General features: G+C 72.2%; 22 protein-coding genes, 1 tRNA gene and 1 pseudogene. 13 read left to right on the forward strand and 11 right to left on the reverse strand.

Annotated elements, in window-relative coordinates:
- The first annotated feature begins 53 nt into the window (after nt 1–53).
- The gene (locus ACH35V_RS07205) at nt 54–1,799 is read left to right on the forward strand and encodes a DEAD/DEAH box helicase (protein ID WP_395971144.1); all 1,746 of its coding nucleotides are present in this window, start codon (nt 54–56) and stop codon (nt 1,797–1,799) included.
- 57 nt (nt 1,800–1,856) lie between these two features.
- Here the strand turns inward: ACH35V_RS07205 and ACH35V_RS07210 are convergent, their stop codons facing one another.
- The 4 genes from ACH35V_RS07210 to ACH35V_RS07225 all read right to left on the reverse strand — a co-directional run bounded on the left by ACH35V_RS07210 (nt 1,857) and on the right by ACH35V_RS07225 (nt 5,181).
- The gene (locus ACH35V_RS07210; protein WP_395970805.1) at nt 1,857–2,450 is read right to left on the reverse strand and encodes a Uma2 family endonuclease; all 594 of its coding nucleotides are present in this window, start codon (nt 2,448–2,450) and stop codon (nt 1,857–1,859) included.
- A gap of 105 nt (nt 2,451–2,555) precedes the next feature.
- A complete protein-coding gene (locus tag ACH35V_RS07215) occupies nt 2,556–3,110 on the reverse strand; it encodes a gluconokinase (RefSeq protein ID WP_395970807.1) in 555 nt (184 codons plus the stop codon).
- A gap of 2 nt (nt 3,111–3,112) precedes the next feature.
- Nucleotides 3,113–3,694, reverse strand: coding sequence for an isochorismatase family protein (locus tag ACH35V_RS07220; RefSeq protein WP_395970809.1), 582 nt, complete (start codon nt 3,692–3,694; stop codon nt 3,113–3,115).
- A gap of 134 nt (nt 3,695–3,828) precedes the next feature.
- Entirely contained in the window at nt 3,829–5,181 is a 1,353-nt protein-coding gene (locus ACH35V_RS07225; RefSeq protein ID WP_395970811.1) for a nicotinate phosphoribosyltransferase, read from the reverse strand.
- 97 nt (nt 5,182–5,278) lie between these two features.
- Between ACH35V_RS07225 and clpS the strand changes: the two genes are divergently transcribed.
- The 9 genes and pseudogenes from clpS to rdgB all read left to right on the forward strand — a co-directional run bounded on the left by clpS (nt 5,279) and on the right by rdgB (nt 11,476).
- Nucleotides 5,279–5,575, forward strand: a complete 297-nt coding sequence (gene clpS, locus ACH35V_RS07230) for an ATP-dependent Clp protease adapter ClpS (RefSeq protein ID WP_395971145.1) — start codon at nt 5,279–5,281, stop codon at nt 5,573–5,575.
- 4 nt (nt 5,576–5,579) lie between these two features.
- Nucleotides 5,580–6,110: a DUF2017 domain-containing protein gene (locus tag ACH35V_RS07235; RefSeq protein WP_395970813.1), complete on the forward strand. Its 531-nt coding sequence runs from the start codon at nt 5,580–5,582 to the stop codon at nt 6,108–6,110.
- 52 nt (nt 6,111–6,162) lie between these two features.
- Entirely contained in the window at nt 6,163–6,579 is a 417-nt protein-coding gene (locus ACH35V_RS07240; protein ID WP_395970815.1) for a Mov34/MPN/PAD-1 family protein, read from the forward strand.
- 273 nt (nt 6,580–6,852) lie between these two features.
- Nucleotides 6,853–7,133: pseudogene (locus ACH35V_RS07245) on the forward strand (MoaD/ThiS family protein).
- 30 nt (nt 7,134–7,163) lie between these two features.
- A complete protein-coding gene (locus tag ACH35V_RS07250; protein WP_395970817.1) occupies nt 7,164–8,111 on the forward strand; it encodes a PLP-dependent cysteine synthase family protein in 948 nt (315 codons plus the stop codon).
- A gap of 60 nt (nt 8,112–8,171) precedes the next feature.
- Complete coding sequence (locus ACH35V_RS07255) at nt 8,172–8,966, forward strand: thioesterase family protein (RefSeq protein ID WP_395970819.1); 795 nt, start codon at nt 8,172–8,174, stop codon at nt 8,964–8,966.
- Between the two features lie 378 nt (nt 8,967–9,344).
- Complete coding sequence (locus tag ACH35V_RS07260; RefSeq protein ID WP_395970821.1) at nt 9,345–10,094, forward strand: MBL fold metallo-hydrolase; 750 nt, start codon at nt 9,345–9,347, stop codon at nt 10,092–10,094.
- 20 nt (nt 10,095–10,114) lie between these two features.
- Nucleotides 10,115–10,840, forward strand: a complete 726-nt coding sequence (gene rph / locus ACH35V_RS07265; protein ID WP_395970822.1) for a ribonuclease PH — start codon at nt 10,115–10,117, stop codon at nt 10,838–10,840.
- Nucleotides 10,841–10,870: 30 nt separating this feature from the next.
- Entirely contained in the window at nt 10,871–11,476 is a 606-nt protein-coding gene (gene rdgB / locus ACH35V_RS07270) for an RdgB/HAM1 family non-canonical purine NTP pyrophosphatase (protein ID WP_395970823.1), read from the forward strand.
- A gap of 4 nt (nt 11,477–11,480) precedes the next feature.
- On the opposite strand, the gene ACH35V_RS07275 is transcribed toward rdgB, so the two are convergent.
- From ACH35V_RS07275 to ACH35V_RS07285, 3 genes are all read right to left on the reverse strand, one after another.
- A complete protein-coding gene (locus tag ACH35V_RS07275) occupies nt 11,481–12,401 on the reverse strand; it encodes an anti-sigma factor RsbA family regulatory protein (protein ID WP_395970824.1) in 921 nt (306 codons plus the stop codon).
- A complete protein-coding gene (locus ACH35V_RS07280; protein ID WP_395970825.1) occupies nt 12,401–13,315 on the reverse strand; it encodes an MEDS domain-containing protein in 915 nt (304 codons plus the stop codon). Before ACH35V_RS07280 ends, ACH35V_RS07275 begins: the two co-directional genes overlap by 1 nt.
- 77 nt (nt 13,316–13,392) lie before the next feature.
- On the reverse strand, nt 13,393–14,397 hold the full coding sequence (locus ACH35V_RS07285) for an anti-sigma factor RsbA family regulatory protein (protein ID WP_395970826.1): 1,005 nt from the start codon (nt 14,395–14,397) through the stop codon (nt 13,393–13,395).
- Nucleotides 14,398–14,642: 245 nt separating this feature from the next.
- On the opposite strand from ACH35V_RS07285, the gene ACH35V_RS07290 reads away from it, so the two are divergent.
- Nucleotides 14,643–14,727: transfer RNA gene (locus tag ACH35V_RS07290), tRNA-Leu, on the forward strand.
- 17 nt (nt 14,728–14,744) lie between these two features.
- On the opposite strand, the gene bcp is transcribed toward ACH35V_RS07290, so the two are convergent.
- Nucleotides 14,745–15,212: a thioredoxin-dependent thiol peroxidase gene (bcp, locus tag ACH35V_RS07295; protein ID WP_395970827.1), complete on the reverse strand. Its 468-nt coding sequence runs from the start codon at nt 15,210–15,212 to the stop codon at nt 14,745–14,747.
- Between the two features lie 138 nt (nt 15,213–15,350).
- Here bcp and ACH35V_RS07300 point away from each other — a divergent pair, with 138 nt between their 5' ends.
- Nucleotides 15,351–15,674 (forward strand): DUF3618 domain-containing protein, encoded by a 324-nt coding sequence (locus ACH35V_RS07300; RefSeq protein ID WP_395970828.1) that lies wholly within the window; start codon nt 15,351–15,353, stop codon nt 15,672–15,674.
- Here the strand turns inward: ACH35V_RS07300 and ACH35V_RS07305 are convergent.
- From ACH35V_RS07305 to ACH35V_RS07315, 3 genes are all read right to left on the reverse strand, one after another.
- Nucleotides 15,625–15,930: an anti-sigma factor family protein gene (locus ACH35V_RS07305; RefSeq protein ID WP_395970829.1), complete on the reverse strand. Its 306-nt coding sequence runs from the start codon at nt 15,928–15,930 to the stop codon at nt 15,625–15,627. The genes ACH35V_RS07300 and ACH35V_RS07305 overlap by 50 nt on opposite strands.
- A gap of 76 nt (nt 15,931–16,006) precedes the next feature.
- The gene (locus ACH35V_RS07310; RefSeq protein WP_395970830.1) at nt 16,007–16,681 is read right to left on the reverse strand and encodes an SIMPL domain-containing protein; all 675 of its coding nucleotides are present in this window, start codon (nt 16,679–16,681) and stop codon (nt 16,007–16,009) included.
- A 28-nt stretch (nt 16,682–16,709) separates the two neighbouring features.
- Nucleotides 16,710–17,894, reverse strand: a complete 1,185-nt coding sequence (locus tag ACH35V_RS07315) for an amino acid deaminase/aldolase (protein WP_395971146.1) — start codon at nt 17,892–17,894, stop codon at nt 16,710–16,712.
- Nucleotides 17,895–18,085: 191 nt separating this feature from the next.
- Here ACH35V_RS07315 and purU point away from each other — a divergent pair, with 191 nt between their 5' ends.
- Nucleotides 18,086–18,940 carry a formyltetrahydrofolate deformylase gene (purU, locus tag ACH35V_RS07320; RefSeq protein WP_395970831.1) on the forward strand — a complete coding sequence of 285 codons (855 nt, stop codon included), beginning with the start codon at nt 18,086–18,088 and terminating at the stop codon, nt 18,938–18,940.
- Nucleotides 18,941–18,946 lie beyond the last annotated feature (6 nt).

Consider the following 18,946-nt stretch of genomic DNA (forward strand, 5'->3'; position numbering starts at 1 on the left):
TCGGTGGGGCTCGGTAGCCTTCGATGACCGTGAGCACCTTCGCCGCATCGAGCATGCCTCCCGCCTTCCCCGAGCGGGCCGCCTGGGGGACGGCGTCGTCCCTGCGCGCCTGGCAGCAGCAAGCGCTGGAGGCCTACTTCGGGCGGGACGGCACCGAACCCGGCCCGCGCGACTTCCTCACCGTCGCGACGCCCGGCGCCGGTAAGACGGCGTTCGCGCTCCGCCTCGCCCGCGAGCTGATGGAGCGCCGCGTGATCTCGGCGATCACGATCGTGTGCCCGACCGAGCACCTCAAGCGGCAGTGGGCCGAGACCGCCGCCCGCGTCGGCATCAAGATCAACCCCGAGTACCAGAACGGCGACGGCCCGGTCGGCAAGGACTTCGACGGCATCGCCGTCACCTACGCGACCGTCGCGGCGCGTCCCGCGCTGCACCGCAACCGCACCGAGTCCCGCAAGTCGCTCGTCATCTTCGACGAGGTGCACCACGCGGGCGACGGGCTGTCCTGGGGCGACGCCGTCCGCGAGGCGTTCGAGCCCGCCACCCGCCGGCTGGCGCTCTCCGGCACGCCGTTCCGCACCGACATCAACCCGATCCCGTTCGTCCAGTACGACGAGGGACCGGACGGCGTGCGCCGCAGCCGCGCCGACTACACCTACGGCTACGGCCCGGCCCTCGCCGACGGCGTCGTCCGTCCGGTGATCTTCCTGGCGTACGCGGGGGAGATGCGCTGGCGCACCCGGGCCGGCGACGAGATCACCGCGACCCTCGGCGAGCCCCTCACCCAGGACCAGACCTCCCAGGCATGGCGCGCCGCGCTCGACCCGAAGGGCGACTGGATCAGGCAGGTCCTCGCCGCCGCCGACCGCCGCCTCACCGAGCTGCGCCGCGTCATCCCGGACGCCGGCGGCCTGGTGATCGCCACCGACCACGAGACCGCCCGCGCCTACGCCAAGATGCTGCGCGCCGTCACCGGCCAGGGCGCCACGATCGTGCTGTCGGACGACCCGTCCGCGTCCAAGAAGATCAAGCAGTTCACCGACACCGACGACCGCTGGATGGTCGCGGTCCGGATGGTGTCCGAGGGCGTCGACATCCCGCGGCTGTGCGTCGGCGTGTACGCGACGTCCACCAGCACCCCGCTGTTCTTCGCGCAGGCCATCGGCCGTTTCGTGCGCGCCCGCAGGCGCGGCGAGACCGCCTCGGTGTTCCTGCCCTCCGTGCCCACGCTGATGGGCCACGCCGCCGACATGGAGGAGGAGCGCGACCACGTTCTCGACCGTCCCGTCCGCGAGGACGGCCTGGACGACGACCTCCTCGCCGAGGCCAACCAGCAGAAGGACACGCCGGACGCGGTCGGCGAGGAGCTGCCGTTCGAGACCGTCGAGGCGTCCGCGACGTTCGACCGCGTCCTGTACGACGGCGGCGAGTTCGGCATGCACGCCCAGCCCGGCTCCGCCGAGGAGGAGGAGTACCTCGGCATCCCCGGCCTGCTCGAACCCGACCAGGTGTCGGCGCTGCTGCGCAAACGCCAGGCCGACCAGCTCGCCGGCGAACGCAAGAAGAAGACCGGCGACCCGCGCGCCGACCGCACCACCGCCGAAGACCTCGCGACCCTCCGCCGCGAGCTGAACGGCCTCGTCAACGCCTGGTTCCACCGGACGGGCCAGCCGCAGGGCGTCATCCACAGCGAGCTCCGCCGCTCCTGCGGCGGCCCCGCCGTCCCCCAGGCCAGCGCCGACGACCTCCGCAAGCGCATCGCCAAGATCCGAGACTGGGCCGCCAAACGCCGCCACTGACCGCGGCGGCATCCGGGGCGCGGTTACCCGATCAGGCGCGGATTGCAGGGCGTCTGTTCACGGCGACATCGGCGAATGCGACCGGAATTTGCCGGTGGGCAGGACGCCTTCGAGAGGCTCGGGCATGAGTAGATCCTCGCCGAGGGTGACCGAGGAGCTGTGCGAGTAATCGTTGCCGCGCGGCTCTGAGAAGATCGTGGCCTTGCCGTCCAGCCGGTCGATCAACAGGTAGAGGGGGATGTCGGCTGCAGCGTACCCCCGGCGCTTAGGCCCGCGATCGCGTTCAGCTCCCTTGTGGTCCCCCCGCCGACCGGAGGTCACTTCCAAGACCATCAGCACGCCGTCCGGCTTGGAGTGCCATTCCCGATCGTCGAATGTTCCTTCGGGAGCGGCGATTCCGTCGGGCACGTACTCACCCTCCGGGCTGATCAACGTCAGGTTTCGGTGCAACATCAGGTCATGGATCTTGCGTACCCAGGTGTCGATCGCCACGACGATGGTCTCGTGCTTGCCGTCGGGGGTCGGTGACACGATGATTTCTCCGTCTATGAGCTCGGCACGCATACCGGGCAACACTTCGAGCGCGGCGAACGCTTCTCGCAGGTCTTCACGGATGAACGACGGCTCTTCGGGCATGGGCATCGCCGCCATCGGAGGTCTCCTCGTCGGCTCGGACGGTGGTCTTCCTCAACCTAACATCGGGCCGTGGTCAGGGAGTTTGGAACGGCGTCCGGGGGCGGTCGGCTGGGCGCGCGGTCAGCTGGGTGTGTGGTCGGTCTCGCGGCCGGGGGTGAGGTCGAGGGTTTTGAGGAGGTGGGCGACGGTTTCCTCTGGGGGGCCTGTGATGGGGGCCGTGAGGACGTTCTCGTCCGGGGTCGGGGGTTCCAGGTCGGCGAACTGGGTGTCGAGGAGGTCGGCCTTGAAGTAGTGGCCCTTGCGGGCCCTCATGCGGGCGGCGATGAGGTCGCGGTCGCCGTCCAGCAGGACCATGCGGACGCCGGGACGGCCGCCCGCCACGATCTCGCGGTAGCGGCGCTTGAGGGCGGAGCAGGTGACGACGCCGGGACGGCCCGTGGCGAGGCGGTCGTCGACCCAGGCGGCGATGGCGTGCAGCCACGGGAGCCGGTCGGCGTCGGTGAGGGGGTGGCCCGAGCGCATCTTCTCGATGTTGGCGTCGGAGTGGAACTTGTCGGCCTCGGCGTACTCCCAGCCGAGACGTTCGGCGAGGAGGCTCCCGATCGTGGTCTTGCCGCTGCCGGACACGCCCGCGATCACGATGACCGTGGGGGGTCGGTTCTCGGGGGGTGTCATGGTCAGGTGGCCACGACCGGGGCGCCGGACATCATGATCCCCTCCTGCGCGAGCTCGTCCAGGGCGCGGTCGACGGTCGCCTTGCTGACCCCGGCGGTGAGGTCGAGCAGGACGGCGGTGCGCAGGCCCGCGCGGGCGGCGTCCACGGCGGTGGCGCGGACGCAGTGGTCGGTGGCGATGCCCGCGATGTCGACGGCGTCCACGCCGCGGGCGGCGAGCCAGTCGGCGAGGGGCTGCTCGTCGTCGGACGCGCCCTCGAAGCCGCTGTAGGCGGCGGTCTCGCGGCCCTTGCTGAAGACGGCCTCGATGGGCGCCAGCGCCAGGTTGGGGTGGAAGTCGGCGCCGGGCGTGCCGATCACGCAGTGCGGCGGCCAGGTGTCGGCGAAGTCGGGTTCGGCGGAGAAATGGTCGCCCGGGTCGAGGTGGAAGTCGCGGGTGGCCACGATGTGCGCGTACTCGGGCCGGTGGCCCGCCATGTACCCGGAGATGGCCGTGGCCACGTCCGCCCCGCCGGCGACCGCGAGCGAACCGCCCTCGCAGAAGTCGTTCTGAACGTCGACGATGATCAGAGCCTTCTTGCCCATGACCGCTCCCTGGACGAGTCACCTCGAACGAAGAGTCCGATTCATCCGCTCTCTTCTGAGACGTGGCATTCTCGGCCTGTCACAGGATGAAAAGGGCTCAATGGGGACCGTACCCCAGCTCCGCCTGGATGGTCTCAGCGGCGCGGGCCACCGTTGACGAACTCGGTGGGGACCGCGGGCTCGCCCTTGGAAAGCTGCGTCGCCGTCGGAGGCAGTTCGGCGATCGCCTGCGCGTGGCGTTCCCGGGCGTCCAGGAGCGATTCGCGTCCGATGATCTCGCCGTTCCGGACCAGCGGCACTTGCAGGACGCGGTCGCGCGGGCCGGGCGTCGGCTCACCGGTCGTGACGGTCTCGGCGAAGGCGGTGCCGTGGCCGTCGACGCGGCGGACGGCCGTCTTGCGTCCGCCGCGGCTCGGCTTGCCGGTGGAGCGTTTCGCGACCGGACGCATGGGCGCGTCGTCGTCGGGGGCGTCCGAGCGGGCGACGAGCTTGTAGACGAGCGAGGCCGTGGGCGCGCCGGAGCCGGTGACGAGGGACGTCCCGACGCCGTAGCCGTCCACCGGCACGGCGGCGAGCGCGGCGATGCCGAACTCGTCCAGGTCGCCGGTGACGACGATCCGCGTGTCGTGCGCGCCGAGCGAGTCGAGCTGGTCGCGGACGCGCCGCGCCATCACCCCGAGGTCGCCGCTGTCGATCCGGACGGCCCCCAGCGACGGCCCGGCCAGCTCCACGGCCGTCCGGACGGCCCGTTCGACGTCGTAGGTGTCGACGAGCAGCGTGGTGCTCTCGCCCATCGCGGCGAGCTGGGCCTCGAAGGCGTGCCGCTCGCTGTCGTGCAGGAGCGTGAAGGAGTGCGCGCTCGTCCCGGCGGTCGGCACCCCGTAGAGCCGCCCCGCCTCCAGGTTGGACGTGGTCGCGAACCCCGCGATGTAGGCGGCGCGGGCGGAGGCCACGGCGGCGCGCTCGTGGGCCCGCCGCGACCCCATCTCGATGATCGGACGGTCCTGCGCCGCCCGCACCATCCGGGACGCGGCCGACGCGATCGCGCAGTCGTGGTTCAGGATCGACAGCGCGAGCGTCTCCAGCAGGACGGCCTCCGCGAACGTCCCCTCCACCACCAGGATCGGCGATTCCGGGAAGTAGCAGTCGCCTTCGGCATAACCCCAGACGTCCCCGGTGAAGCGGTACTTCTCCAGCCATTGCGCGGTGGGCTCGTCCACGATGCCGTTGGACGTCAGGTAGTCCAGTTCGGCGGCGTCGAAACGGAACCGCTCGATCGCGTCGAGGAGGCGTCCCGTCCCGGCGATGACGCCGTAGCGGCGGCCGGCGGGCAGGCTCCGCGCGAACACCTCGAAGACGGCGCGCCGGCCGGCGGTCCCGCTGCGCAGCGCGGCCTGGAGCATGGTCAGCTCGTACCGGTCGGTGAGCAGGGCAGTACCGTCGCCAAGGTCCACAAGTGGAACCTTACGACCCGCTGTGGGCACCATGGTCGTGCAGGCCGCCACATCCGGCGGGAGCGGCGCATAGCATCGGGTGCGGTGGGCCACCGACTTCACAGAGAGGGAGGCGAGCGGTATGAGCGCCATGAGCACGGCGCCCGCGCCCGTCGAACTGGAACGGCCGGACGTCGACGAGGACGTGAGCGCCGACCGGCCCTGGCTGGCCATCGTCTGGAACGACCCGATCAACCTGATGTCGTACGTCACGTACGTGTTCCAGGCCGTCTTCGCCTATCCGAAGCCGAAGGCCGAGAAGCTGATGCTCGACGTCCACCACAAGGGCCGCGCCGTGGTGGCGAACGGCACCCGCGAGGAGATGGAGCGCGACGTGGAGATCCTCCATTCCTACGGCCTGTGGGCCACCGTCAAGCGGGACGACTGAGCCGGTGAGCCATGTGAAGAAGACCCGCCACGGCGTCCGGGTGCGGCTGGAGGCCGAGGAGGTCGCGCTCCTGCGCGCCCTGATGGAGCAGCTGCTCGCGCTGCTGGGCGAGGCCCCGGGCGAGGACGACGAACTGGCGTCGATGGGCATCGCCGAGAACGCCACCATGCCGGACGATCCCGTCCTGGCGCGGCTGTTCCCCGACGCCTACCGCGACGACGGCAAGTCGGCCGAGGAGTTCCGCCGCTACACCGAGATGGGCCTGCGCGACGGCAAACGGGAGGCGGCGGGGACGGTGCTGGCCTCGCTGGCCGGCGGTCCCGGGTCCGACGTCGTCCTGGACGAGAAGCAGGCGCAGGCGTGGCTGCGGGCGCTCAACGACGTCCGGCTGGCGCTCGGCACCCGGCTCGACATCACCGAGGAGTGGTACGAGGAGGCGGAGAGCATGACCCCGGACGACCCTCGCGCCCCCATGTTCGCCGCCTACGACTGGCTCACGTCGCTGCAGGAGAGCCTGGTCCGCGTCCTCTGGTGACCGCGCGGCCCCCGGGAGGGGGACGGACGCGCCGCCCGGTAGCCTTCGGGGCATGCTGACGATCGAACGGGCCCTGGTCGACGAGATCGTCGCGCATGCGCGCGCCGACCACCCCGACGAGGCCTGCGGCGTCATCGCCGGTCCGATCGGCTCGGACCGGCCCGTCCGGTACATCGCGATGACGAACGCCGAGCGGTCCCCGACGTTCTACCGGTTCGACTCCCAGGAGCAGCTCAAGGTCTGGCGGGAGATGGACGACCGGGACGAGGAGCCCGTGGTGATCTACCACTCGCACACCTCGACGGAGGCGTACCCGTCCCGCACGGACGTCTCCTACGCCGCCGAGCCGAACGCCCACTACGTGCTCGTCTCCACCCGCGACGAGGACGATCACGAGTTCCGGTCGTACCGGATCGTGGACGGCGAAGTGACCGAAGAAGAGGTCGCGATCGTCGACTCCTACGGCTGATGGCGGCGGGGATCGGCCACGACGCGCCCGGTAAACTGGCCGTCATGTGGACGAGTGAGCAGGGAACCGGCGGCCCGCGGCGCCGCACCGGTTCCGCCGCCGTGCCACCCGTACAGAGCTTCCTGTTCGGGCATTCGCGCGCCGAGGTCGTCTACGACTGTCGCTGACGCGCCGATCCTGCTGGAGTACGCCCGGAATCATCCCGCTGCCCGCCCGGTTGTGAGCAGGTTAGAGGGCGGGGAGCCCCGTACGACGTAGAAGGAGACCATCGCGATGGCGATCGAGGTCCGGATCCCCACGATCCTGCGCAATCTCACGTCCTCGTCGATAACGCCAAGGCCGTCGAAGGCAAGGGCGGCACGCTGGACGAGTTGTTCACCGACCTGGACACGCGGCACCCCGGCCTGCGCGACCGGCTGGTCGACGGCAAGGGCCTGCGCAAGTTCGTCAACGTCTACCTCAACGACGAGGACGTGCGCTTCCTCGGCGGGCTGGAGACCGAGGTCGCCGACGGCGACAGCGTCACGATCCTGCCCGCCGTCGCCGGCGGCTGACCGCCGCCCCCGAGCAGACAGAGCAGACTGATGCGCTTCGACTCGCTGCCGGACTCGCTCGGCCGCACCCCGCTGGTGGGGCTGCCGCGGCTCTCGCCGTCCGCCGACGTGCGGCTCTGGGCCAAGCTGGAGGACCGCAACCCCACCGGGTCCGTGAAGGACCGGCCCGCCTTCTACATGATCGAGAAGGCGGAGAAGGAGGGGCTGCTGACGCCCGGCTGCACGATCCTTGAGCCGACGTCCGGCAACACCGGCATCTCGCTGGCCATGGCCGCCACGCTGCGCGGCTACAAGATGATCTGCGTGATGCCGGAGAACACGTCCGCGGAGCGCCGCCAGCTCCTGGAGATGTGGGGCGCGCGGATCATCTTCTCCCCGGCGGCGGGCGGGTCGAACGAGGCCGTCCGGGTCGCGAAGGGGCTGGCGGCGGAGAACCCCGACTGGGTGATGCTCTACCAGTACGGCAACGAGGCCAACGCGCTCGCGCACTACGAGACGACCGGCCCCGAGATCCTCGAGGACCTCCCGACCGTGACGCACTTCGTCGCGGGGCTCGGCACCACGGGCACGCTGATGGGCGTCGGCCGGTTCCTGCGCGAGCGGGTGCCGGACGTCAAGATCGTCGCGGCGGAGCCCCGGTACGGCGACCTGGTGTACGGGCTGCGCAACATCGACGAGGGCTTCATCCCCGAGCTGTACGACGACTCCGTCCTGACCACCCGGTTCTCCGTCACGTCCGGGGACGCGCTGCGCCGCACCCGCGAGCTGCTCCAGCAGGAGGGCATCTTCGCGGGCATCTCGACCGGCGGCGCGCTGCACGCGGCGATCGGGATGGCGACCAAGGCGGTCAAGGCGGGCGAGCGGGCCGACATCGCGTTCGTGGTCGCGGACGGCGGCTGGAAGTACCTGTCCACCGGCGCGTACGGCGGCACCCTGGAGGAGGCCGAGGCCCGCCTCGAAGGCCAGCTCTGGGCCTGACCCGCCGTCGCGGTAGGGTGCGTTCTCGAACGTCATTCTAGAACCGCGGGAGGGACACGGATGATCGGGTTCGGCGCGGCGACCGCGGTCGAGCCGATGGGCGAGGGCCGGTACGAGGCCGTCCTGGACGCCGGCTACGGCATGGCCGAGGCGATCAACGGCGGCTACCTCATGGCCGTCCTGGGCCGCGCCGCCGTCGCCGCCTCCCCGCACGCGCACCCCGTCTCGACCGCGGTGAACTTCCACCGCGTCGCCAGGCCAGGCCCCGCCGAGGTGATCGTCGAACCCCGCAAGGAGGGGCGGACGGCGGCCACGTCGCGGGTCGTGCTCGTCCAGGACGGCCGTCCCGCCGCGGACGCGCTGATCACCACCGCCACCCTCGACGCCGCAGCCGAACCCGCCTGGACCGGCGCCGAGCCCACCGGCCTGCCTCCCCTGGAGGAATGCACCGAGTTCCAGCCCCCGACCGGCAGCCGCGGCTTCGCCGACCAGGTCGACATGCGCTTCGACCGCTCCACGATGGGCTGGCTGGACGGACGCCCCAGCGGACGTCCCGAGGTCCGCGCCTGGTTCCGCCTCCGCGACGGCTACCAGCCCGACGCGTACGCGCTCGCCCTCGCCGTGGACGCGCTGCCGCCCGTCGCGCTGAACCTCGGCGCGCAGGGCTGGGCGCCGACCGTCGAGCTGACCTGGCACATGCGGGCCGTCCCGGCGCCGGGCTGGCTCGCCGTCCACGGGAGCGGCCGCGTCCTCGCCGGCGGCTGGTTCGACGAGGAGGTCGAGGTCTGGGACACCGCCGGACGCCTCGTCGCCCAGAGCCGCCAGCTCGCCCGCGTCCCTCGCTCCCGCCCCTGACCCGCCCTCACCACCGCGGGACCTGCCGCCGCGCGGCTCACCGGCGTTTCGGGGCGGCGGGCGTCCGGATCGTGTGCGCGGCGCGTGAGCTGGGCGGTTTTCCGCCACGTGACGGTGTGATGTCCAACGCATGACGCGCTTGCGCGGGGTCCCGTCGCTTAGCCTTGTGCACCATGTCAGACCCATCGCGGGAGGACGGCCTCCCGACGCTCCCAACGGGATCCTCGACAGCGGCCCCCGCGGTCCCGCCGCCCGCCCGCACGGATCGCCCGCGCCTGACGGACGGCGTCTCGAATCCCGCGGGCGACCGGGTCACACTGGTGTGAAGGCGCCGGCTCTGACCACCTGATTCCTCGGGGACCCGAAGGAGGAGCGAGCGTGCGGGTCACAGTGATCGGCTGCTCCGGCAGTTTTCCCGGGCCGGACAGCCCCGCGTCCAGCTACCTGATCGAGGCGGACGGCTACGCGCTGGTGCTCGATCTCGGCAACGGCGCGCTCGGGTCGCTGCAGCGTTTCCGCTCGCTGTACGAGATCGACGCCGTCTGCATCTCGCACCTGCACGCCGATCACTGCCTCGACCTGTGCGGATACTGGGTGGCGCGGACGTACCGGCCGAGCGGCCCGGCGCCGCGGATCCCGGTGCACGGCCCCGAGGGCACCGCCGCGCGCATGGCGCGTGCCTACGACCTCGATCCCGAGCCCGGCATGTCGGGGGCGTTCGACTTCCAGACCCTGCGCCGCGGCCCCTACGACATCGGCCCGTTCCGCGTGACGACCGCGCTGATGCCGCACCCGGTGGAGGCGTACGCGTTCCGCGTCGAGCACGGCGGCAAGACCCTCGCCTACTCCGGCGACACGGGCGCGTCGGAGACGCTGGTCGAGCTGGCGCGCGGCGCGGACCTGTTCCTCTGCGAGGCGTCCTTCATCGACAAGCCGGGCCTCCCGGCCGAGCTCCATCTGACCGCCCGCGAGGCCGGCGAGCACGCCGCCCGCGCCGGGGCGGGACGGCTCGTCCTGACCCATCTGGTGCCGTGGAACGACGCGGACGTGTCGCTCAAGGAGGCCAAGGCCAGCGGCTACGAAGGCCCCATCGACCTGGCGCGCGTGGGCGCCCAGTACACCCTCTGAGTCCCGCTAGGGTGGAGCGCATGCCTCGCCCCGATGATCGCGCGCACGACCAGCTCCGCCCCGTCCGCATCCAGCGCGGATGGCTCGACCACGCGGAGGGGTCGGTGCTGATCGAGTTCGGCGCGACCCGGGTGCTGTGCGCCGCGTCCGTGCAGGACTCGGTGCCCCGCTGGCGGCGCGAGAGCGGCCTCGGCTGGGTCACCGCCGAGTACGCGATGCTGCCCCGCGCCACCAACACCCGCAACGACCGCGAGGCCGTCCGGGGCCGGATCGGCGGCCGCACCCACGAGATCTCCCGGCTGATCGGACGGTCCATCCGCGCGTGCGTCGACTTCAAGGCGCTCGGGGAGAACACCGTCCAGCTCGACTGCGACGTGCTGCAGGCCGACGGCGGCACCCGCACCGCCGCGATCACCGGCGCGTACGTGGCGCTGGCCGACGCCGTCTCCTGGATGCGCGCCCGCAAGATGCTCAGGGGCGGCGGCGACCCGCTGATCACGTCCGTGGCGGCGGTCAGCGTCGGCGTCGTGGACGGCGAGCCCCGCCTCGACCTCTGCTACGAGGAGGACGGCGCCGCCAACACCGACATGAACGTCGTGTGCACGGGCGACGGCCGCTTCGCCGAAGTGCAGGGCACCGCGGAACGCGCCCCGTTCGACCGCTCCGAGCTGGACGCGCTGCTCGACCTCGCGTCCGCCGGCTGCGCCGAGCTGACCAGGCTGCAGGACGCGGCCCTCGCCCGATGACGAAGATCGCCCCATGACGAGGATCGCTTGATGACGAGGATCGTGCTCGCGACCCACAACAAGGGCAAGGTCGCGGAGCTGCGGCGCATCCTCGGCGACCTCGACATCGCCGGACTCGACGACTTCCCCGGCGCGCCCGACGTGCCGGAGACGGAGCTGACGTTCGAGGGCAACGCGCTGCTGAAGGCCCGCGCGATCGCCGCGTTCACCGGCCTGCCCGCCGTCGCCGACGACTCGGGCCTGTGCGTGGACGCGCTGAACGGCATGCCGGGCGTCCTGTCCGCGCGCTGGTCGGGACGCCTTGGCGACGCCGCCGGCGACCGCGACGCCGCGAACCTCCGGCTCGTCCTCGACCAGATCGGCGACGTGCCCGACGACCAGCGGGGCGCGGCGTTCGTGTGCGCGGCCGTCCTGGTCGTCCCGGGCGGCGTCGAGCACTGCGTCGAGGGACGGCTGCGCGGCACGGTCGTCCGCGAACCCCGCGGCACGGGCGGTTTCGGCTACGACCCGGTCTTCGTCCCGGACGGCGAGACCCGCACGACCGCCGAGATGGCCCCGGAGGAGAAGGACGCCATCAGCCACCGGGGCAGGGCGTTCCGCGCCCTGGCGGAACTGATCCCCGCCGCCCTCGCCTGACCCGCTAGCGGACGCGCAGCCTGACGAACGTGCCGTCCCAGCCCGCGCGGAGCTCCATCAGGTCGACGAGCAGGCGGACGGTCCAGAGGCCGAACCCGCGCTGGAGGGCCGAGTCGGGCGGGATGAAGCCGGTGAGCGGGCTCGGGCCGGGGCGCCAGAATCCGTTGTCGCCGATCTCGCAGATCAGGTCGGCGCCGTCCTGCCACACCCAGAGCCCGATCGGGGGCGTGCCGTGCTGCAGCGCGTTCGCGGCGACCTCGTTGGCGGCGGTGACGAGGTTCTGCGCCCGCTGCTTGGCGAGGCCGTGCTTGACGGCGCGCTCGCCGACGAACGACCGCAAGGCGTGCAGGTCGTCGCCGTCGATGGGGAGGTAGTCGGCGTCGCGCGGACGGTCGAAGCGCAGGCCGCGGTCGCAGCCGGAGCCGAACGTCACCGGGTCGACGTACTCGCCGCTCGGACCGGTGTGCCCGGAGTCCACCAGGAAGGGATGGGTGCGCCGCGCCTCCGCGACGACCCGGGGCGGCAGCGTCGCGGTGTCGTAGGGGCACAGCGAACGGGCGCCCGAACCGTCGAACACCACGTTGATGAGGGACTCGTAGCGGATCCACTCCAGGGTCTGCCGTTCGTCCCAGCCGTCCCAGACGGGCTCGGCGAGGGCGCAGACGGTGCGCGGCACGCTCTCCTTCACGACGGCCTGGTAGTCCCGCAGGGTGTGGACGGGATGCTGGTAGAACTCAGCCGAGTCGAAGTACTGGATCGGCGCGGCGTCGCGGGCGAGCACGTCCCGCAGGGCGGTCAGGTTGGGTTCGCGGGCCACGGCGATCACGGCCTGGTCCCGCTCCAGCCCGGACCTGAGGAACGGGACGGTGACGTCCAGGAACTCCTCGACGTCGCGGTAAAGGAAGGCCTTGTGGTCCATGCTCATCAGCCGATCCCCTCCGAGTCGGAGAGCGCTCGCTCGCTGCCGCGGGCGATGCCCGGCAGCCGGTGCCAGCCGACCATCTCGATGACGCTCTCCACGTCCGGCGCGAGGTGGTCGAGGACCAGCGGCTCGCGCGCCGGCAGGACGGTGGCGTGCTGCGCCAGCAGGTGCAGGCCGCCGAGGTCGATGAACGCGAGCCGGGAGAAGTCCAGGTGGACGCGGTCGCGGTCCTTGCTCACCAGGGTGAGCTTCTCCGCGAACACCGCGTGCCTGGCGGCGTCCAGCTCGCCCTCGACGCGCAGGCCGTCTGGTTCGAATGTGCGCACTATCTTCAGGATCCCGTCATCGAATTCGGGGTTCACTTCCACGAGGACCTCGTGTGTGTCGCGGAGGGCGATGAGCTCGTCGCGCCGGCATGCGTGCCGGTCGATCTGGCAGATCGCCATCGCCATGGTGCTCGGCGAGACGGCGTCGCCGACCCGGTGCTCGCAGCCCAGCATCTGGCCGAGGTCGGAGCGGCGCGGCTCGTCCAGCAGCCAGCTGTAGTCGGTGGTGATGCGGCAGGCGCGGAAGCCCTGGCCGAACGCCGCGTCGACCTCGCGCCCGAGGGTGTCGACCATCCTGGCGGGCTCGAAGCCGCCGTACCGGTCGAGGCAGGCGTCCTGCCGCGAGATCACCCGCAGCTGGCCGGCCCTGCGGTAGGCGTCCACGTCGATCCGGTGCCGGGGCCCGAGGCCGGGGAGCCGGTCGGGCGGGGCGTCGGTGACGTACACGACCTTCTCGTTGGTCTCCAGGCCCTCCCGGACGAAGGGCCCGATGACCCGGTCGCGCTCCTCTGCGCCGCTGTAGGCCAGCCAGCCGTGATCTCCGGGCCGGACGCCGCTGACCGGGCGCTTGGCGAACCAGGGTGTCTCCATGGCCTGCCCATCGAGGTCGGTGATTGGTTCAGCGTACGCCGCCGCCGGATTTTTGGAAGCCCAACGCATAGAGTCCCTCACGCTCTGTCCACATCGGGTCGGGAAGAGGGAAGGGCCAGCCGCAGGCGGACGACGCTGCCGTGGTCGCCCGTCCGGATCTGGACGACCGAGCACAGCAGCCGCACCGCCCACAGGCCGAACCGCCCGCCGGACTTGGCGGCCAGGGGACGCGGCGGGATCAGCCCGTACCCGCTGCCGGGCGGCCACCGGCCCCCGTCGCTGACCTCGCAGACGAAGGCGGGCTGGCCGTCGGGCGCGTCCGTCCACATGCGCAGGACGATGGGCGGCTCGCCGTGCCGCAGCGCGTTGGTGACGACCTCGGTGACCGCGACGAGGAGCCGCTGGACGCCGTCCTCGGGCAGCGGCGTCGCCCGCGCGTACTCCGACACGTAGGCGCGCAGCCAGAACAGGTCCGGCCGGTCGATCTTGAAGGTGTCGGCGCCGGGCGGCGGCGCGGGCAGCGGCTCGCTGTCGCACTGCTCGCAGTAGGCCCACGGGTCGACGAAGCCGGGGTTGGCGAGGGCCCGCGCGCCGCGCAGGGTCTCGGGGTGCGTCTTGCGGGCGGCCGCGACGACGCCGGCGGGCAGCGTGGCCGCGTAGGGGCACAGGAGCGCCGCGCCGGTGCCGCGGAACGCGACGTTCAGGACGGCCTCGACGCGCTGCCATTCGGCGACCTCGAGCGGCGACCGCGACGCCCACACCGGGTCGCCGAGGACGCGGAGCCGGCGCCCCCGCCAGGCGGCCTCGTCGGCGTCGCTGAGGCAGTCGGCCAGCGTCCGGGACGGGTGCGCGTACCAGGCGGACGCGTCGGCGAACTCGACGCCCGCCGCGGCCGGGCCGAGCTCGTCGCGCAGCAGCGTCTCCCGCGCGGTCCCGCACACGGCGAGGACGCGGTCGCCGGCGTCCACGCCGTCGCGGAGGAAGGGCAGAGCGCCGTCGAGGAGCTGATCCATGCCGTCGTAGGGGAGCACGCGGTGCGTGAAGGAGGAGTCGTTCACGGCTGCCGCCGGGCTTGTGGTCATGGCGTCACCGACTGTGCGGGCGGACGGACTCATCAAGCCTAGGCCGCCCGCGTCCGCCTGCCGAGGGCGTTCCACAAATAGCCTGGTGGATTCTCCGAGCGCCTGTCCGCAATTCCGGTGACGGCGCGTCCCTTACCCGGACGACCAGGCGATCAGTTCCTCACTCGGCATCGACCGGCCGGCGAATTCCGTTGCCGGATCCGCCGACCGCGACGCTAAGCTGAACGCGCTTCTCCGAAGCGCCGGCGGGCGTGGCGAAATCAGGTATACGCGGCAGGTTTAGGTCCTGTTGGTGGCGACACCGTGGGGGTTCGAATCCCCCCGCCCGCACTGTGTCGAGGCTGGGGTCAGAGGTCGAGGTCGCGGCGGAGGCGGTCCACGTGGCCGGTGGCCTTCACGTTGTAGTACGCCTGCTCGATCTTGCCGTCGGCGTCGATGACGAAGGTGGAGCGGATGACGCCGACGACGACCCGGCCGTAGAGCTTCTTCTCCCCGTACGCGCCGTACGCCTGGAGGACCTCGGTGTCGGCGTCCGACAGCAGCGGGAAGGTCAGGCCCTCCTTCTCCCGGAACTTGGCGAGCTTGGCCGGCTTGTCGGGGGAGATGCCCACGACCGCGACGCCGGCGGACTCCAGTTCGCCGAGGCTGCCCTGGAAGTCGACCGCCTCCTTGGTGCAGCCGGGCGTCAGGGCGGCCGGGTAGAAGTAGAGGATCGTGCGCCGCCCGCGCAGCGAGGCCAGCGACACTTGCTCGCCGTCGGCGTCGGGAAGCTCGAAATCGGGGGCGACGTCCCCTGGCTGCAGCCGCTCGGACACCCTGTGCCGCCTTTCGCTCGGATGGTTGGTCCAACGGTACCGGCTGGGGTGCGGAGGGCGTCCGGCGGGAAGACCTGCCACACTGTTCGGATCACGCTTCGCTGGTCATGGATTCGCCCGACACGGTAAGGACACGGCATGGCTGACAGGGCCCGCGACCCGGACGCGCTGGAACGGGAGCTCCAGCTCACCCGCCAGAGCTTCGCGCGCACGATCGACGAGCTCGCCGCCCGGGTCAACCCGAAGAACGTCGCGCAGCGGGGCACCGAGCGGCTGAAGGAGGAGGCCGGTCAGGTCGCGCGGGCGGTCGGGTCGATGGTGCGGCCGTCCGAGGGGTCCGACGACTCCGACGCCAAGGAGGCGGGCGGCGGGATCGACAAGCGCCTGGTGCTGGCGGGCGTCGGGGCCGCCGTCACCGTGACCGCCCTGGTCCTCTGGAGCCGTAGGCGCAGGCGCCGCTGAGCCTCGTCCCGGAGGCGCCGGTCCGCTTGACGCGGCCGGCGCCTTTGCGTGCCGGGACGATGCGCGCGTGCCCCTGCCCGGGGGCGGGATGCTGCGCGGGGGCGGGGCGCTGCGCGATGGTGCGGCGGAGCAGCTCGGCGACGCTCCGCAGCTCGGCGAGCTCGGCGCGGCACGGCGGGCAGCCGAGCAGATGCGCCGACAGCTCGTCCGCCTCGGCGCCGGGCAGCCGTCCCAGGGCGTAGACGCCGAGGCCCACGCGGAACTCCCCGCAGTCCGGTCCTCCCACACCATGGAGTACGGGTGGCGGGCCCGCCCCGTTCAGCGGGACGGGGTCAGCGCGCGTCCAGGTCGGGCGGCGTCACGGTGAACCGGGCCTCCACGGTGGCGCGGACGATCTGCGTCGCGGGCTCCAGGTCGATCGGCTCGGGCTCCTCGGGGGCGCCGCCGACGCCGCCGTACGCGGCGGCCAGCGTGACGGGGCCGCCGGTGTCCTGGTGGCGGCCGAGGCCCTCGTCCGACAGCTCGACCAGCCCGGTCAGCCGGGAGCCGAGCGCGTCGGCGTAGCTGCGGGCGCGCTCGACGGCCTCGTGCGCGGCCTGCCGCGCCGCCCGCCCGTACACCTCGCTCTCGCGCCGCAGCTCCCACTCCGGGCCGTCCACGTAGGTGCGCTCCATGTCGCCGAGCCGGGTGACCAGCTCGCCGAGGATGGCGAAGTCGCTGACCGTGATCTTGATCCAGACGGTGCCGCGGTAGGCGCGGACGTCGCCCTCGCGCCGCTTGTACTTCAGCAGCGGCGTGATCGACAGCCCGCCCGTCTCCAGCTTCTCCACGGCCTCGCCGTAGGACCTGACCAGGTCGAGGCAGCGCTGGTTCCGCTCGGTGAGCCGGTCGACGGCCGTCCGCCGGTCGGACTCCTGCGACTGGACGTGCACCGACAGCCGCGCGATCTCCGGCTCGGCCTCCAGCACCGCCTCCCCGCGAACACTGATCATCGGAGCATCGCTCATGCCCCCAACCTATGCCCCCTGGAACCCTTTACAGGAAGGTGCGGCCTTCGCCTCGGTACGTGGGGACCGTGCGGGCAATCCGGTCGTCGTCGATCAGGTGGAGGGCGTCGAAGCGTTCGCACAGTTCTCCGGCCTTGGTGTGCCGGAACCAGACGCGGTCGCCGACTGACAGGAGGTCGGCGGCGCGTCCGAGCAGGGGCGTCTGCACCTCGCCCGCGCCCTCGTCGCGGTGGTAGGCGAGGCCGGCCGGCAGGAACGGCTGGGGGAGCCGGACGGCGTCGCCGGGCCCGGACGCGAGGTAGCCGCCGCCGAGGCAGGTCGCGACGCCGGGCGCGGGGCGCCGGACGACGGGCAGCGCGAACAGCGCGGCGGGGCGCCCGCTGAAGTTGGAGTACTGGTCGAACAGGTGCGGCTGGTAGAGGCCGGAGCCCGCCGCGATCTCGGTGACGGCGCGTTCGGCGGCGGTCGTCTCGACGCTGCCGGTGCCGCCGCCGTTGACGAACTCCAGGTCCGTCAGCGCCCGGACGGCCTTGACGATCGCGGCGCGGCGGCGGGCCAGCTCGATCCGGGACCGCCGCTGCATGGCGCGGATGGCGCGGCTGCGGGCGGGCCGTCCGGGCGGGACGTCCCCGACGCCGGCGATCTGCGACTCGTACGCCATCAGCCCGGCGAGGTGGAGCGACGGCCGCTTGAGCACCCGCTCGGCGAACGCGGCGACCTGGGCCGGGGTGCGGAGCGGGGAGCGCAGCGCGCCGATCCTGACGCGTCCGCCGAGGGGGCGGTACGAGGCGTCGATGTCGACGCAGACGCGGATCGGGCGGCCGCCCGCGGCGTCCTCGATCAGGTCGAGGTGCTCCGGCGAGTCGGTCATGAGCGTGATGGCGCGGGCGGCGGCGGGGTCGGCGGCCAGCTCGGCGACGGCGGTCCGGTCGGCGGTGGGGTAGGCGACGAGGATGTCGTCGCTGACGCCCTCCCGCGCCAGCCAGAGCGCCTCGGGGAGGGTGAACGCCATGATCCCGGCGAAGCCGTCCAGGGCGAGGACGTCCTCCAGGAGGGCCCGGCAGCGCACCGACTTGCTCGCGACCCGGATCGGCTTGCCGGCGGCGCGGCGGGCGAGGCCGGCGGCGTTGGCGCGGAAGGCCGCCAGGTCGACGACGGCGAACGGCGCCTCGATCCCGGCCGTCGCGGCGTCGTAGCGATCCCGGAGGTTCATGCTCGTCACGCGGCCAGTATAGGTCTAACGTGAAAACCTCTCACGTAAGGTTTGACTGTCGGTAACTACCGAGTTGTCTCTCCCGCCGGGCGCGCGGCGCTCAGGCCCGTGGAGGGCGGGTGGCGCGTAAGCTCGGAGGGACGTTCTGAGCTGCCGCTTCCCTGCCGCCTTCCCGTGCGAGAGATGAGACCGTGAACGAACATGTGCTGACCCTGTCGTGCCCCGACCGGCCCGGCATCGTCGCCGCCGTCTCGGGGCTGCTGGCCGAGCGCGGGTGCAACATCCTTGAGAGCCAGCAGTTCGGCGACGCCGATTCCGGCACGTTCTTCATGCGGGTCCAGTTCGCGGCCCCGCACGACACCGACCCCGATGAGCTGCGCGGCGCCTTCGCGTCCCTGGCGCCCGAGCTGGAGCTGCAGTGGCGGCTGCACGCGCTCGCCGAGCGGCCCCGCGTCCTGATCATGGTGTCGAAGGGCGGGCACTGCCTGAACGACCTGCTCTACCGGACGCGGTCCGGGCTGCTCGACATCGAGATCGTCGCGGTCGCGTCCAACCATCCGGACCTGCGGCCCCTCACCCAGTCGTACGGGATCGACTACCACCACCTGCCGGTCGGGTCCGGGGCCGGCGGCAAGGCCGCGCACGAGACCGAGATCCTGACGCTGGTCGAGCACTACCGCGCCGACCTGGTCGTCCTCGCCCGGTACATGCAGATCCTGTCGGACGACTTCTGCGCCAAACTGCCCGGCGCGATCATCAACATCCACCATTCGTTCCTGCCGAGCTTCAAGGGCGCCCGCCCCTACCACCAGGCGCACGCGCGCGGGGTGAAGCTGATCGGCGCCACCGCGCACTACGTCACCGCCGACCTGGACGAGGGCCCGATCATCGAGCAGGAGGTCGCGCGCGTCGACCACACCCACAGCCCGGAGAAGCTCGTGGCCGTGGGACGCGACGTCGAATGCCTCGCGCTGGCGCGGGCCGTCCGGTGGCACACCGAGCACCGCGTCCTGCTCAACGGGGACCGCACCGTCGTCTTCCGCTGACCCGGC

The organism is Actinomadura sp. 1N219 (genome assembly GCF_044326405.1).
Classification (GTDB): domain Bacteria; phylum Actinomycetota; class Actinomycetes; order Streptosporangiales; family Streptosporangiaceae; genus Spirillospora.

Bases quoted from the DNA above. Each gene is read 5' to 3' on its own strand.
- ACH35V_RS07205 (WP_395971144.1), top strand. From the start codon at position 54: ATGCCTCCCGCCTTCCCCGAGCGGGCCGCCTGGGGGACGGCGTCGTCC.
- ACH35V_RS07210 (WP_395970805.1), bottom strand. From the start codon at position 2,450: ATGGCGGCGATGCCCATGCCCGAAGAGCCGTCGTTCATCCGTGAAGAC.
- ACH35V_RS07215 (WP_395970807.1), bottom strand. From the start codon at position 3,110: ATGACACCCCCCGAGAACCGACCCCCCACGGTCATCGTGATCGCGGGC.
- ACH35V_RS07220 (WP_395970809.1), bottom strand. From the start codon at position 3,694: ATGGGCAAGAAGGCTCTGATCATCGTCGACGTTCAGAACGACTTCTGC.
- ACH35V_RS07225 (WP_395970811.1), bottom strand. From the start codon at position 5,181: ATGGTGCCCACAGCGGGTCGTAAGGTTCCACTTGTGGACCTTGGCGAC.
- clpS (WP_395971145.1), top strand. From the start codon at position 5,279: ATGAGCACGGCGCCCGCGCCCGTCGAACTGGAACGGCCGGACGTCGAC.
- ACH35V_RS07240 (WP_395970815.1), top strand. From the start codon at position 6,163: ATGCTGACGATCGAACGGGCCCTGGTCGACGAGATCGTCGCGCATGCG.
- ACH35V_RS07250 (WP_395970817.1), top strand. From the start codon at position 7,164: ATGCGCTTCGACTCGCTGCCGGACTCGCTCGGCCGCACCCCGCTGGTG.
- ACH35V_RS07255 (WP_395970819.1), top strand. From the start codon at position 8,172: ATGATCGGGTTCGGCGCGGCGACCGCGGTCGAGCCGATGGGCGAGGGC.
- rph (WP_395970822.1), top strand. From the start codon at position 10,115: ATGCCTCGCCCCGATGATCGCGCGCACGACCAGCTCCGCCCCGTCCGC.
- rdgB (WP_395970823.1), top strand. From the start codon at position 10,871: ATGACGAGGATCGTGCTCGCGACCCACAACAAGGGCAAGGTCGCGGAG.
- ACH35V_RS07275 (WP_395970824.1), bottom strand. From the start codon at position 12,401: ATGAGCATGGACCACAAGGCCTTCCTTTACCGCGACGTCGAGGAGTTC.
- ACH35V_RS07280 (WP_395970825.1), bottom strand. From the start codon at position 13,315: ATGGAGACACCCTGGTTCGCCAAGCGCCCGGTCAGCGGCGTCCGGCCC.
- ACH35V_RS07285 (WP_395970826.1), bottom strand. From the start codon at position 14,397: ATGACCACAAGCCCGGCGGCAGCCGTGAACGACTCCTCCTTCACGCAC.
- ACH35V_RS07300 (WP_395970828.1), top strand. From the start codon at position 15,351: ATGGCTGACAGGGCCCGCGACCCGGACGCGCTGGAACGGGAGCTCCAG.
- ACH35V_RS07310 (WP_395970830.1), bottom strand. From the start codon at position 16,681: ATGAGCGATGCTCCGATGATCAGTGTTCGCGGGGAGGCGGTGCTGGAG.
- ACH35V_RS07315 (WP_395971146.1), bottom strand. From the start codon at position 17,894: ATGAACCTCCGGGATCGCTACGACGCCGCGACGGCCGGGATCGAGGCG.